The organism is Glycocaulis sp., assembly GCF_052168375.1.
Classification (GTDB): Bacteria; Pseudomonadota; Alphaproteobacteria; order Caulobacterales; family Maricaulaceae; genus Glycocaulis.
This window is the reverse complement of sequence record NZ_JBQLZR010000258.1, coordinates 1-13,359: the sequence shown is the minus strand read 5'-3', so window position 1 is coordinate 13,359 and position 13,359 is coordinate 1. Positions and strand designations below refer to the sequence as shown.

Here is a 13,359-nt window from a genome sequence, read left to right as displayed (position 1 = left end):
CAATCGTGCCAACGTTCGCATGCGGCTTGTTACGCTCAAACTTTGCCTTGGCCATCGCGCCTTGTCCTCGTCGCAACTTTCTGGAAGAGCACGGCTTCACGCCCTGCCCGGTTAAACTGACGGCGCGGGATAGCGTCCACGGGCGCCTATGGCAAGGGGTTTGCGCGCATTGGCTCCGCCAAGCTGCAGGAAGCACCGGCGTCTGCCTCAAGGCATGCGCAGCGAGCTGCGTGGACGCATACGCCGGACGGATGGCACCGGCTGTCTGGAAGCAAAATCAGGAGGATGGAGCGGGTGGCGGGAATCGAACCCGCGTATTCAGCTTGGAAGGCTGACATTCTACCATTGAATTACACCCGCGCGGGCGCCCTCGCTCCGGCAGACCAAACCTAGCCGCGCACCTTGTCCCTGGCGAGATAAAATCGCGCCAGGAATGGTGATGGCTGGTGGAGGGGGCTGGATTCGAACCAGCGTACGCTTGCGCGGGCAGATTTACAGTCTGCTGGATTTAACCACTCTCCCACCCCTCCGGGTCGCCCGATGTCCAAGCGGACCGGCCGGGCCTTCCGATTGAGCCGTGTCAGATACGGTCTTGCGCACACGCGCCGACCGTCCTAACGAAGCTGCCTCGTTAAGCCGGGACGCGACTTATACTTATGGCCCCTGACCAGCGCAACACCTCGAAACCGGCTTTCGCACACGCCCGTGCACAGGGCCGGCCAAACACCCGCAAACCGTCGCGCCAGCGCGGTGACGCCCTGCCTCCGGGCGAGGGCTGGATATGGGGCCGGCACGCGGTGCTGGCGGCGCTTGCCAACCCGAAACGGGTCCTGCTTTCGCTGCATGTCACACGCAACAGCGCCAAGGACCTCGATGATGCGATGCAGGCACGCATTGCTGCCCAGATCGAGGAACCGGGGCAGATCAGCGCCCGTCTTCCGGACACCGCCGTTCACCAGGGTTTTGCCCTGAAGGCAAAGGCGCTCGTACCGGAACCGGTTCAGGCCGTTCTGGCGCCGACGCACGGACTTCTCGTGGTTCTCGACCAGATCACCGATCCACATAATGTCGGCGCCATCTTCCGCTCGGCGGCGGCGTTTGGTGCGCGCGCGCTGATCTTGCAGGACCGCAAATCCCCGCCGCTCTTCGGCACGGTCTGCAAGAGCGCCGTCGGCTGCGCCGAACTCGTCAGCCACGTCGAGGTAACCAATATCGCCGACACGCTCAAAAGCCTGCGCGATGAAGGCCGCTTCGTGGTGGGGCTGGCAGGCGAGGCGGAAACCAGCCTTGCCGCCGCCATCCAGACCGGCGCCGACACGATGGGCCGGACGACCGGGCTCGTCATCGTGCTGGGATCAGAAGACAAGGGATTGCGTCCGCGCGTGGCCGATCATTGCGATCTGCTGGCACGCATCCCCATGGGACCCAAGGCCGAGAGCCTGAACGTTTCCAATGCGGCAGCGGTCGCCCTCTATGAAGCCTCCAGACACGATCCCAGAATCAATCCGGGCATCAATCCGGCGGCCAATCCGGCCTGACACCGCAAACCCCGGGGCCATCGGCAATCGGTTGGCGCTTAGCAGACGTATGACATGGCATATCCAGCCGGAGACAGACCATGCTCATCGCTTTTGCGCGCCTTGCCGCCCTGCTTCCCGTCCTTCTGCTCGCGGGCTGCCTGTCAGGACCGTCGCCGCAAGACCGGGCCGGCGTATCCCCTGCCCTCTCGCTGGAAACCTATTTTCAGGGCCGGACCTATGCCTATGGGGTGTTCGAGCGCGACGGTGTCCTTGACCGGGTCCTCCATGTCGAGATCGACGGCGAGTGGGACGGGCGCGCCCTGACGCTCGATGAGCACTTCCTTTATGATAATGGCGACACCCAGCGCCGTATCTGGACCATGACGCAGACGGCACCGAACCGGTTTTCCGGAACGGCTGGCGATGTGATCGGCGAAGCGGATATCTCGATTTTCGGCGATGCAGCCTATTTCGGCTATCTGGTCGATCTGCCGCTTTCGGACGGCTCGACCGTTCGGGTGCGGTTCAATGACCGCATCTACCGGCTGTCGGACGACGTGCTCATCAACCGGGCAAGCGTGTCGAAATTCGGCATTACGGTGGGCGAGGTCACCATCGTCTTTCTGAAAGACCGGCCAGCCGACTGGCCGGAAATCCCGCGCGGCTGACAGGCACGGCCCATCGGCGCGGCAAGGGCTGGACCTTGCCCGGTCACTGGCGCAACACTGGCGCCATGACACAGCCCCACGCCCCGCGCAGCCAGCTGCGCACTCACACCGTTTTCAACCAGTCCGAACCGCTTTCGGGCCTGAACCTTTATGAGGCAGACCACATCCTCTGCGATGCCGTCAGGCGCAATGGCGGCGGTATGCACGACGCGTCTCTTGGTTCGTTCGGTGCGCGTGTCGGCTCTGCCGAGGTTCTGGAGTGGGGCCGTCAGGCCAACGAGAACCCGCCAAAATTCAAGCCCTTTGACCGGTTTGGTCATCGCATCGACGAGGTGGAGTTTCACCCCGCCTATCATCAGCTGATGGCTCTGGGCCTTGGCGCCGGCGTCTCGTCGGCGGCCTGGAAAGCCGATACCGCGCCCCACACGCTGCACTCCGCCCTTCTCATGCTGATGGGCCATGCCGATGCAGGCGTGTGCTGTCCGATGTCGATGACCTATGCCTGCGTTCCTGCCCTGCGTCATGCGCCCTGGGCGGCAGGTTGGGTCAGCGGTGCCACGGCAGGGCAATATGATCCTGCCATGAAGCCGATGGCGCAGAAGTCCGGTCTCACTATCGGCATGGCCATGACCGAGAAGCAGGGTGGGTCGGATGTACGCGCCAACGAAACCCGCGCGGTTTCCATCGGAGCCGACGAGGTGGAACTGACAGGCCATAAATGGTTCTGCTCGGCCCCGATGAGTGATGCCTTCCTCACCCTCGCCTATGAAGGCGAAGGCGATGCCGCCGCCATGTCGTGCTTTCTGGTGCCGCGCTGGCGCCCTGACGGCACCCGGAACGCCATCGAGATCCAGCGCCTGAAGGACAAGCTGGGCGATCGTTCGAACGCCTCGTCGGAGATTGAATACCACGGCGCTTACGCCCGCCGCGTGGGCGAGCCGGGACGCGGCGTGCGCACCATTATCGACATGGTCAACCACACCCGCCTCGATTGCCTTGCCGGATCGGCGGGCCTGATCCGCACGGCCAGCTTCCATGCGATCTGGCATGCAGACCGGCGCGCCGCCTTCCAGCGCCGCCTGATCGACCAGCCACTGATGCGCGAAGTGCTCGCCGAGCTCGCCATGGAAGCTGAAGCGGCCATGGCGCTTGGCTTTCGTGTCGCGCGGGCTTTTGACCGCATGGCCACGGACCCTCATGAAGCGGCACTGGCACGTATCCTCACCCCGATTGCGAAATACTGGATATGCAAGCGCGCGCCCTATCTCGTTTATGAGGCGATGGAGGCCCATGGCGGCGCCGGCTTCGTCGAGGAATCGCCCCTGCCGCGCATGTTCCGGCAAAGCCCGCTCAATGCGATCTGGGAAGGGTCAGGCAATGTCATTGCGCTCGATACGCTGCGTGCACTCAGCCGCGACCCGGAAAGCCGCGAGGCCCTGGTCACCCACCTCGAAGGCGCGAGGGGGCACAACGCCGCGCTCGATGCCCTGATAGGGCGCATTGATGCCGCTTTGGCGGGCGGCATTGGCGAAGCGGATGCCCGCCGGTTCAGCGAGGAGGCAGCCCTCGCCCTGAGCGCTGCCGCACTCATGGAAGCCGGGCTGGACGCGGCCGCCGATGCCTTCATCGCGCGCCGGATCGCCAGCCAGTCGACCACGCTGGGCGCAGGGCACGGCCGCATCGATACCGAGAAACTGATTGAGCGGGGCCGTTTGGCGGTCTAGTGCGAAGCCTCGTCATTGCCACCTTTAGCAGGGCCTGTCCCCGATGATTCTCGCCGCGCTCTGCGTCTACATCCTCATCCAGCTTGCCATCGCCGTTTGGGCTTCGCGCCGGATGAGCACGCACACCGACTATCTGGTCGCCGGGCGCAAGCTGGGCTTCTGGGCAGTTGGCATCTCGGTCTTCGCCACATGGTTTGGCGGCGAGACCATGATGGGCTCCACCGCAACCATCGCCGATGAAGGACTGGCCGGTGCCCGCGCCGAACCGGTTGGCTACGCCCTTTGCCTGATCGTCGCCGCGCTGCTGGTTGCGGGCAGGCTGCGCGCTGCCGGTTATCTCACGCTCGCGGACTTCTTCCGGGACCGGTTCGGGGGGCGCGCTGAAATCGCCTCAGCTATGGTCTCGATCCCGACATCGATCATCTGGGCGGCAGCGCAATTGCTGGCCCTCGCCTCTATCATTGCCGTGGCGAGCGATATTCCCGTCGGCTGGGCACTGGTCGGCGCGAGCCTCCTTGTCATCGCCTACACGCTGCTCGGCGGTTTGCTGGGCGATGTCGTCACCGACATTTTGCAAAGCCTCGTCGTTCTGGCCGGTCTCGTCATCCTGACCATCACCCTGTTCGGACGCGCTGGCGGTGTGGAAGAGGCGCTTGCCCTCATCGACCCTGCTCAGCTTGTCCTCATCGCGCCGGGCGAAAGCTGGATCGAACGGCTGGATGCCTTTGCCATTCCCATTCTCGGCTCCATCGTCGCCCAGGAAATGATCGCGCGGTTTCTCGGCGCTAAATCAGCAAAAATAGCCGTGCGGGGCGGGCTCATGGCAGGCGGACTTTATCTTCTCGTGGGCTGCTTTCCGATCCTGTTCGGCCTTGTGGGTCCGGGGCTCGGCTTCGATCCGGCAGCCGGTGACCTGTTCCTGCCGAACCTTGCCCTCGACCTGTTGCCGAGCGCGCTTTTCGTCGTCTTTGCCGGCGCGCTCTTCTCGGCCGTCCTGTCTACGGTCGATTCAGCGCTTCTGGCCGTCTCGGGTCTCGCCACCCAGAACCTTTATTCGCGGGTGAGGACCGATGCATCGGCAGCAGAAAAGCTGCTCGCTGCGCGCGGGTTCACCGTGCTCGCAGGCCTTCTGGCCTATCTCGTGGCGACAACGGGCGAGACAATTTACGGGCTGGTGGAACTGGCATCGTCACTTGGCTCCGCCGGACTGCTGGTATCCCTCCTGATCGGGCTGCACAGCCGCTTTGGCGGGGAGTGGTCGGCATTGTGCGCGCTTGCCAGCGGCCTTCTCGCCATCTGGCTCGGTGACTTTGTCTTCGGTATCCCGGGGGCATTCATGGCCTCCATCCTCGCGGCTCTGGCAGGCTATGTGCTGGCCGGGCTCGCCTTGCCGGCAAAGTTGGTCAAAGCCGGCTAGGCCATTAGGCTGTCAAGCCAGACCACCGCCGGGAGCGAACAGATATGGCGTTTCTCCGCAGCGTACTGTTCGAGATCGCCTACTGGACGGTCACGATCAGCTTTGCCGTCATCTGCACGGTTCTCGCCGCCCTTCCCGGCCACCGCCCGCTGAGCTTCGGCCTGTTCAGCTATGGCCGGGCCATGGCGTTCATCATGCGCTTCATCGCGGGCATCCGCATCGATCTTCGCGGCACGCGCCATCTCAGCCGCACCCCCAGCGTCATCGCCGCCAAGCATCAAAGCTGGGGCGACGGCTTCGTCATGCTGGCGACCGTGCGCCCGCTCGCCTTCGTGGCCGGCGACCATCTGATGAAGTTTCCGCTCGTCGGCTTCATCCTGAAAAAGGCTGGCGCAGTTGTCCTGTCCAATCAGGGCGGAGAGGAAGCTCGCGCGCGCATGGCCGCCTCGCTGGAAGCCCTTCAACGCGACAAGCGCCACATCCTGATCTACCCCGAAGGCCATCTGGCAGCGCCCGGCGAGAAGCATCCCTATCGCAAGGGTGTCTATCATCTCGCCCGTGATCTTGGCCGCCCCGTCGTCCCGGTTGCGACCAGCCTCGGCCTTGCCTGGGACAGGCAAGCCTTCATCAAGCGGCCCCGGACGATCACGGTGGAATTTCTGCCACCCCTCATGCCGGGGGAAGACAAGGACGCCTTCATGCGTCAGCTTGAGGACACGATAGAAGGGCGCACAGCCGAGCTGATAAGCGCTCAAAACGGGGGAGGCTGATCCATGAGCCTGGGTGTAGCGGCGCGCCTTCTGGTGCAGCGGCGGTTTGCACCGCTAATGACGGCGCAGGCGCTCGGCGCCTTCAACGACAATCTCTTTCGCTTTGCGCTGGTCAATCTCGCAACCTTCCAGGGCCTCACGATATTCGGGCTGGAGCGCGAGCTTATGGTGCCGATCGCGGCAACCGCGCTGACCTTGCCGATCTTCCTGTTCTCCGCCGTCGCCGGTCAGGTCGCCGACAAGTACGACCGCACCTTCATCATGCGCCGCGCCAAGTTCATCGAGATTTTCCTGATGATGGCCGCAGCAGCAGGCTTCTTCCTCAATTCCGGCCTTCTGCTCGTCCTCACCCTGTTCCTGATGGGCATGCAGTCGGCCTTCTTCGCGCCGGCGCGCAATTCGGCTCTGCCCACACTGTTGCAAGGGCGTGAACTCGTTACCGGCAATGCACTCGTATCCGGCACGCTGAATGTTGCAATCCTCACCGGCGCGGCACTCGCCGTGGTGTTCGTGGTGCGCGAGGATGCTGCCCGCGTACTGTCGCTCACCCTGATCGGCGTGGCCGTCATTGGCTGGCTGGTCATGTGGCTGAACAGCCCCGCGCCCGCCGCCGCGCAGGATTTGAAAATAAGCTGGAACATCATCACCGAGACAGTCCGCGTTCTCGGCTTTGCCTTCCAGGCTCCTGACGTGCTGCGTCCGCTTCTGGGCGCTGCCTGGTTCTGGATGCTGGCCGCCTCCGTGCTCACGCTCATGCCGCTCTTTACCGCTGCGGTGCTGGGCGGTGACGAGACGGTCGGCCTCGCGCTGACAGCCCTGTTCACGGTGGGCGCTGCCGTCGGGGCGCTCTTGTGCGGGCTCTTCACGCGCGGTCAGGACGCGCTGATCTTCACGGTTCTGGGCGCGTTCGGGCTTGTGATCTTCCCCAGCTTCGTCGCACTGACAACGCTGGGCTGGCCCGAGCCGGACCCCGCCAATCTGGCCAGCGCAGACATCTTCCTTGCCAATCCGGAGAACTGGCCGATCCTCGGCGCGCTCGCCCTCTCGGCGGTCAGTGCAGGGCTTTTCGTCGTGCCCTTGCAGGCCATGGCCCAGCGCCGGGCAAAGCCGGAGGTGCGCGGACGCATCCTTGCCGCTGGCGGCATCATGAATGCGGCGACGGCCAGCCTCGGCCAGTTCACGCTGGCGGCCATCGCGCTGCTCTCCCTGCCCTTGCAGGCCGCATTCGGATACATCGCCGTGGTTTCCGGCCTTGCGGGCCTGTTCGCGCTCTGGCGGATGATGCGCCCTGGCCGGTACACGGCGTAGCGCGCTCGCCAAACGCCGTGCGGCGCGCTAATCGATGACAACATGGAACTGATTCAAACGACTGATGCGCTGGCCAATGCCTGCGAGGCACTGGGCAAGGACCCGTATATCGCGGTCGATACCGAGTTCATGCGCGAGAGCACGTTCTGGCCCCAGCTTTGCCTGATCCAGGCAGCCGGCTCGAAGCTGGAACTGCTCATCGACCCGCTCGCAGACGGGATCGACCTCGCGCCCTTCCTTGCCCTCCTGAAACGCACCGATACGGTCAAGGTCTTTCACGCCTGCCGTCAGGACCTCGAGATATTCTTTCACAAGGGTGGCGAACTGATTCCGGAGCCGCTTTTCGACAGCCAGATTGCGGCCTCCGCCGTCGGGCTGGGCGACTCGATTTCCTATGACAATCTGGTGCGCGAGCTTCTGGGCAAGGAGATCGACAAGGGATCGCGGTTCACCGACTGGTCGCGCCGCCCGCTGAGTGACCGGCAGGCAGAATACGCCCTCGCCGATGTGACCCATTTGCATAAGCTCTACCCGATCCTGAAAGACCGGCTGGAAAAGTCCGGCCGCGAGGAATGGGTGAAGGAGGAAATGCGCCTCCTGACCAATCCGGAAACCTACCGGATGGACCCGGAAAACGCCTGGAAACGCCTCAAACCCCGCAAGACAACCGCCAAATGGCTGGCCGCGATGAAGGCAGCAGCCCGCTGGCGCGAGATCGAGGCCCAGACACGCGACGTGCCGCGCAGCCGCATCATGAAGGATGACGGCATTTACGAGCTCGCCCAGTCCGCGCCCGTCTCACAGGATCAGCTGGCGGCCCTGCGCGCTGTTCCCAAAGGCTTTGAACGCTCCAAGCCGGCCGAGCGCCTGATGGAGATGATGCGCGAGGCGATGGAAGCGCCGGAAAAACACGCGCCCAAGCTCGCCCGCCAGAACCATTTGCCAGCTAATATCGGCCCGGTAGTGGAATTGCTGAAAGTCTTCCTGCGCGTCGTCGCTGAAGATGAAGGCGTGGCCCCGCGCCTGATCGCCACCGTGCCGGACCTCGAACAGATCGCGGCAAACGACAAGGCCGATGTCCCGGCCCTTTCCGGCTGGCGCTACAAGGTGTTTGGCGAAGCGGCGCTGAAGCTGAAACGCGGCGAGCTGGCACTCGTCCTTGAAAACGGCAAGGTCATCACCGTCGAGCTGGAAGACTAGAGCGTATTTCGCTCTAGCTGCGATCCAGCACCGGCTTCAGCTTGAGTATGCCGGCAAGGCTTTCAAAGCGTGACCGCGCGCGTTCGACCACAAGGTCTTCCCGCCCCGGCTCGATACCCAGGATCAGCGCATCCTCGTCGCGGCCAAGCGTAAAGAATTTCAATACGCCTGCCGACCCGCCAGACAAGGCTGTTCCAAGCCGTATCGCATAGCCAAGGTGAAGCGCTGCTTCTTCCTGGGCATCATCGAGGAGACGCCGCGAGGGACACTCCTCGGGCCGCGGGCGCCGCCCTGCATACCGGTGATGCACGGCCAGCGCCAGAAACGCGCGTTCAGGATGGGAGATGCCGCCGAAGGGCGCGTAGAGCGCCTCGGTCGCGGCAAGCTCTGCCCGGTGGTCAGGGTGCATGCGCGCACCCAGCTGGGAAAGGCGCGCGGCCGCTGCGCGCAAGACGAAATCGCGCTCTGCGTCAAAAACAGGCGTGCGCCCGGCGAAAACAGGCTCCAGCCACTCGCCAAGAGCCGCGCCAAAGGCAGGATCACTGGCCGCGTGACGGGCCATGGCATCGGCGCCGGCCAGCAAGGGATCATGGCGCTCTTTCAGGGCATCGCTGCGGCTGAACGCGACACCTTCGCGCAGGCCATGGGCCGAGAACACCACCCGCCGGAACTTGCCGCGCTTCACGATGCGTTTGAGCAATTGCGCCGCATAGGGAAGGGTTGAGGCCCGCTTCGACGACACGCCGGGCGTTGCGCTCAAGGAGGCTTCGCTCTGCGCCATGGCAAAATCGGCGGCGCGCGAAATCTGCTGCGGGGTCAGGGCGTACTGGTGCAGCAGGGTCAGCGGATAACGGTCGAGCGCCATGGCCAGATGGGCAAACGAGCGCCACGCCCCGCCAACGGCGTAGAAGTCGGGCCCTGAACCATCCAGCGCATCAGCCGCCGCATCCAGCCCGTCATCAATATCGCCGCGAATGCGCTTGGTGTCGTCCGATCCGCCATTGAGCACCGATAAGGGCCCCAGCGGCAGGGAGAAGACCGGCCCCACCTCGCGCCCTGTCAGGCGCGCAATCTCCAGGCTCGATCCACCCAGATCACCGACGACGCCATGGCCTGCACCAATGCCCGCGACGACACCCAGCGCCGACAGGCGGCCCTCTTCCTCTCCGGAGAGGACCTCGATCTTCAGCCCCGTCTCGGCTTCGGCGAGCGCGACGAATTCCGGCCCGTCCGAGCATTCGCGCACGGCAGCGGTCGCGACCGCATGACGATCCGTCACACCCTTGGCATCCAGCAGGCTGGCAAAGCGCCGCAAGGTGACGAGCGCGCTTTTGCGCCCGTCCGGGTTCAACGTCCCGCGGGCACCGGCGCCCTTGCCAAGCCCGGCCATCGTCTTCTCGTTGAAGACCGGCCACAGCGCGCCATCCTCCAGCCGGTACTGGACGAGGCGCACGGAGTTTGAGCCGATATCGATGACGGCAATGTCCCGGCCTGCCGGGCCGGGCTGTTTTCCGAAACCCATCAGGCTCATGACCGCCGCGCCAGCTGCGGAACCGACGGCGGCTGGTCATGACGCAGCGCCTCACCGCGTCCGGACAAGGACGGGTTGGTCATGAAGTAATCATGGGCGCTGAAAGGTATCGCGAGGCCGTCCGTATTGACGCGCGTATAGCTGCCATCGGGGTTCATGTACCAGCTCTGGGCCTCGTCATTCAGATTGGCGACCATGATCTGGTCGAGCACCTGACGATGCACGGTCGGGTTCACCACCGGGCAGAGCGTCTCGATGCGGCGATCAAGATTGCGCGGCATCCAGTCGGCAGAGGAAATCCAGACCTCCGCCTTGGCAGACGGCATGGTCTCGCCATTGGCAAAGCAGACAATGCGCGAGTGCTCCAGGAACCGGCCCACAATGGATTTGACCCTGATATTCTCCGACAGGCCGGGCACGCCGGGGCGCAGGCAGCAAATGCCGCGCACGATCAGGTCCACACGGACACCGGCCTGGCTTGCCTCGTAGAGCGCATCGATGATTTCCGGATGCACGACCGAGTTCATCTTCGCCCAGACCGCTGCTGGCTTGCCGGCACGGGCATTGGCGGCTTCCCGGCGGATCTTTTCCACCAGCATTTCCTTCATGCCCAGCGGCGAGATGGAGAGACGCTCAAGGCCGGTGGGCCGCGCATAACCGGTGACGTAGTTGAAGATGCGCCCTGCATCGCGCCCGAAGGCCGGATCAGCCGTGAAGAGCGAGAGATCGGTATAGATGCGCGCCGTGATCGGGTGGTAATTGCCAGTGCCGAAATGGGCATAGGTGCGCAAGGAGGCGCCTTCGCGCCGCACGACCAGCGAAATCTTGGCGTGGGTCTTGTACTCGACAAAGCCATAGACGACCTGCACGCCCGCGCGTTCCAGATCGCGCGCCCATTTCAGATTGGCTTCCTCGTCAAAGCGGGCTTTCAGCTCCACCAGCGCCGTGACGTTCTTGCCCGCCTCGGCTGCCTCGATGAGCGCTGCCACGATCGGAGAGTTCTTCGATGTGCGGTAGAGCGTCTGCTTGATCGCCACCACGTCGGGATCATTGGCCGCCTGGCGCAGGAACTGCACCACCACGTCAAAGCTCTCATAGGGGTGGTGGACAATCAGGTCCTTCGCCCGGATCGCGGCAAAGCAGTCCCCGCCATGATCGCGTATGCGTTCGGGAAAGCGCGGCTCATAGGGTTCAAACTTCAGCTCGGAACGGTCATCGGGGATGAGCTGGGAAAGCTGGGCGAGGCCCAGATTGCCATCGACCAGCACCACGTCGCGCGATTCGGCATGCAATTGCTGGATGATGAAGCGGCGCAGATCCTCCGGCATCGAGGCTTCGAGTTTCAGCCGGACCAGAACGCCGCGCCGGCGCTGCTTCAGGCGCGCCTCGAACTCGCGCACCAGGTCTTCGGCCTCTTCCTCGATCTCGATATCGCTGTCACGGATGATGCGGAACGCGCCCTTGCCCAGAAGGTCATAGCCGGGAAACAGGGCGTCGACGAAGACGATGAGCACGTCCTCAAGCGCGATATAGCGCCGGATCGGACGCCCGCGCCGGTCCTTGCGCGAACAGGGAATATCGACAAAGCGCTTCACCCCTGCCGGCAGCGGCAGGAGCGCATTCATCGTCTTGCCATCGCGCTGGCGCTTCAGCTTCAGGACGATGGCAAAACCCAGATTGGGAATGAAGGGAAAGGGGTGAGCCGGATCAATCGCCAGCGGCGTAATGACAGGCAGGGTATGGGCGAGGAAGTCATCGCGCAGCCAGGCCCGCTCCGGGCGCGTCAACTCGTCGGGCGTGACCAGTTGCACGCCTTCCTTGCCCATCAGGCCGCGCAGTTCACGCCAGCGCACCTGCTGGGCCAGCATCAGGGCCGAGGCCGCATCGTTGATGCGCTCCAGCTGCTCGGAAACCGTCAGCCCGTCCTGCCCGGCGCGGTCGACACCATTGCGCAACTGCGCGCGCAGGCCCGCCACGCGGACCATGTAGAACTCGTCGAGATTGCTGGCCGAAATCGACAGGAAGCGCAGGCGTTCCAGGATCGGGTGTGCAGGGTTCTCCGCTTCCTCCAGCACACGCTGGTTGAACTGAAGCCAGGACAGCTCCCGGTTCAGGAAGCGCTCGGGCGACTGCATCAGCGCGTCTGAACCAGCCGTCCTGACCGGCCCGGCCTCGGGAGCGCCGGAAATGCCTTCCACGATGTCCGTCATGACAGCTTACCTGCGCTCCTCATCGGGAAGTGTGTCTGCTGATAGGCTGGCCAGCACCTCGCGCGCAAGCGGCCGCGTGACCGCCGTCTTGCTGGCCAGCGCTGCATTGTCGAGGCGCGCCACGAGCAGACGCGCAAAATCCACTGACCGTTCCATATGGGTAAGCAGGTAGTCGAGCGTGCCCGCGCCCAAAGGCGTATGCCGGTCACGAAACTGCTTTTCCATCACCTGACGCAATAATGCATCATCCGGCTCGCCCAGCACCGCCGCCTCGGCTGCGCTCAGGCGCGAGGCAAGGTCAGGCAGGGACACGCTCCAGGACCGCGCCGGCAGGCGCCCGGTCAGAAGCACGCTGATACCCGAATCGCCCGCCGCCCGGTTCAGCAGATGAAACAGGCCCGTCTCATCCATGCCCTGATCACAATCCTCGATCACCACGCTGGCACCGCGCTGGATGGTTTTGAGCGCCGGGCTGATGGATTGACGGTCAAGGCTCTGCGCGCCGGTACGAAGCCGCCACATATGCGCGAGATGTGTCTTGCCGGCACCGGCCGGTCCGGTCAGGACCAGATGCCCCATGCGCCAGCGCGGCCAGCGATTGACCATCGCCAGCGCAGCGGCGTTGGCATCGCTGACAGCGAAGCTCTCAGGGCGATAATCCGGCTCCAGTGCCAGATCGAGGGCCAGCTGGGGGGTTGGCATGGCAGTTGGTTAGTTGCGGGGGCGGGCGACCCAGCCAAGTCCGCGCTCCTCGGCCAGCAGGGCGCCGCGCTGGGAAAGCTCGCGTACCAGCTGGTCACGCTCCCCGCGATGGGTCAGCGTCATGACCGCGCCGGTCGTGGTTACGGCATCAAGGCGCGCATTGGACACCAGCGAGGCCCCGGCAATGGCGCGCTGCAGGGCCCGCCATTCAGCCATGGAGTTGTAGAGAACCGAGACGCTGATCTCGCTCGCCTCGCCGCCGCGCACGACCACTTCGCGCTTCCAGCCTTCCTGCTGGGTCTGGACCAG

Annotated in this window: 11 protein-coding genes and 2 tRNA genes; 7 read left to right on the top strand and 6 right to left on the bottom strand. The window is 64.4% G+C overall.

Annotated features, from left to right (window positions below; translation table 11 throughout):
- Positions 1-286: 286 nt before the first annotated feature.
- Positions 287-360 (bottom strand) — tRNA-Gly (locus tag ACTS2Z_RS10580).
- 84 nt (positions 361-444) lie between these two features.
- Positions 445-530: transfer RNA gene (locus ACTS2Z_RS10575), tRNA-Tyr, on the bottom strand.
- 126 nt (positions 531-656) lie between these two features.
- On the opposite strand from ACTS2Z_RS10575, the gene rlmB reads away from it, so the two are divergent.
- The 7 genes from rlmB (at position 657) to rnd (ending at position 8,607) form a co-directional block, all read left to right on the top strand.
- Positions 657-1,538: a 23S rRNA (guanosine(2251)-2'-O)-methyltransferase RlmB gene (gene rlmB / locus ACTS2Z_RS10570; RefSeq protein ID WP_442573174.1), complete on the top strand. Its 882-nt coding sequence runs from the start codon at positions 657-659 to the stop codon at positions 1,536-1,538.
- An 80-nt stretch (positions 1,539-1,618) separates the two neighbouring features.
- Positions 1,619-2,188: a DUF3833 family protein gene (locus ACTS2Z_RS10565; protein ID WP_442573173.1), complete on the top strand. Its 570-nt coding sequence runs from the start codon at positions 1,619-1,621 to the stop codon at positions 2,186-2,188.
- A gap of 65 nt (positions 2,189-2,253) precedes the next feature.
- The gene (locus ACTS2Z_RS10560; RefSeq protein ID WP_442573172.1) at positions 2,254-3,912 is read left to right on the top strand and encodes an acyl-CoA dehydrogenase family protein; all 1,659 of its coding nucleotides are present in this window, start codon (positions 2,254-2,256) and stop codon (positions 3,910-3,912) included.
- Between the two features lie 43 nt (positions 3,913-3,955).
- The gene (locus tag ACTS2Z_RS10555; protein WP_442573171.1) at positions 3,956-5,329 is read left to right on the top strand and encodes a sodium:solute symporter family protein; all 1,374 of its coding nucleotides are present in this window, start codon (positions 3,956-3,958) and stop codon (positions 5,327-5,329) included.
- Positions 5,330-5,373: 44 nt separating this feature from the next.
- Positions 5,374-6,099: a lysophospholipid acyltransferase family protein gene (locus ACTS2Z_RS10550; RefSeq protein WP_442573170.1), complete on the top strand. Its 726-nt coding sequence runs from the start codon at positions 5,374-5,376 to the stop codon at positions 6,097-6,099.
- 3 nt (positions 6,100-6,102) lie between these two features.
- Entirely contained in the window at positions 6,103-7,407 is a 1,305-nt protein-coding gene (locus tag ACTS2Z_RS10545) for an MFS transporter (protein WP_442573169.1), read from the top strand.
- 42 nt (positions 7,408-7,449) lie between these two features.
- A complete protein-coding gene (rnd, locus tag ACTS2Z_RS10540) occupies positions 7,450-8,607 on the top strand; it encodes a ribonuclease D (protein ID WP_442573168.1) in 1,158 nt (385 codons plus the stop codon).
- Between the two features lie 13 nt (positions 8,608-8,620).
- Here the strand turns inward: rnd and ACTS2Z_RS10535 are convergent, their stop codons facing one another.
- From ACTS2Z_RS10535 to ACTS2Z_RS10520, 4 genes are all read right to left on the bottom strand, one after another.
- Positions 8,621-10,138, bottom strand: coding sequence for a Ppx/GppA phosphatase family protein (locus ACTS2Z_RS10535; protein ID WP_442573167.1), 1,518 nt, complete (start codon positions 10,136-10,138; stop codon positions 8,621-8,623).
- Complete coding sequence (locus tag ACTS2Z_RS10530) at positions 10,135-12,348, bottom strand: RNA degradosome polyphosphate kinase (RefSeq protein WP_442573166.1); 2,214 nt, start codon at positions 12,346-12,348, stop codon at positions 10,135-10,137. The genes ACTS2Z_RS10535 and ACTS2Z_RS10530 overlap by 4 nt, the downstream gene beginning before the upstream one ends.
- 6 nt (positions 12,349-12,354) lie before the next feature.
- Positions 12,355-13,050 carry a hypothetical protein gene (locus ACTS2Z_RS10525; RefSeq protein ID WP_442573165.1) on the bottom strand — a complete coding sequence of 232 codons (696 nt, stop codon included), beginning with the start codon at positions 13,048-13,050 and terminating at the stop codon, positions 12,355-12,357.
- A gap of 9 nt (positions 13,051-13,059) precedes the next feature.
- The coding region (locus ACTS2Z_RS10520) for a hypothetical protein (RefSeq protein WP_442573164.1) at positions 13,060-13,359 on the bottom strand (300 nt) is incomplete at its 5' end.

Bases quoted from the DNA above. Each gene is read 5' to 3' on its own strand.
- rlmB (WP_442573174.1), top strand. From the start codon at position 657: ATGGCCCCTGACCAGCGCAACACCTCGAAACCGGCTTTCGCACACGCC.
- ACTS2Z_RS10565 (WP_442573173.1), top strand. From the start codon at position 1,619: ATGCTCATCGCTTTTGCGCGCCTTGCCGCCCTGCTTCCCGTCCTTCTG.
- ACTS2Z_RS10560 (WP_442573172.1), top strand. From the start codon at position 2,254: ATGACACAGCCCCACGCCCCGCGCAGCCAGCTGCGCACTCACACCGTT.
- ACTS2Z_RS10555 (WP_442573171.1), top strand. From the start codon at position 3,956: ATGATTCTCGCCGCGCTCTGCGTCTACATCCTCATCCAGCTTGCCATC.
- ACTS2Z_RS10550 (WP_442573170.1), top strand. From the start codon at position 5,374: ATGGCGTTTCTCCGCAGCGTACTGTTCGAGATCGCCTACTGGACGGTC.
- ACTS2Z_RS10545 (WP_442573169.1), top strand. From the start codon at position 6,103: ATGAGCCTGGGTGTAGCGGCGCGCCTTCTGGTGCAGCGGCGGTTTGCA.
- rnd (WP_442573168.1), top strand. From the start codon at position 7,450: ATGGAACTGATTCAAACGACTGATGCGCTGGCCAATGCCTGCGAGGCA.
- ACTS2Z_RS10535 (WP_442573167.1), bottom strand. From the start codon at position 10,138: ATGAGCCTGATGGGTTTCGGAAAACAGCCCGGCCCGGCAGGCCGGGAC.
- ACTS2Z_RS10530 (WP_442573166.1), bottom strand. From the start codon at position 12,348: ATGACGGACATCGTGGAAGGCATTTCCGGCGCTCCCGAGGCCGGGCCG.
- ACTS2Z_RS10525 (WP_442573165.1), bottom strand. From the start codon at position 13,050: ATGCCAACCCCCCAGCTGGCCCTCGATCTGGCACTGGAGCCGGATTAT.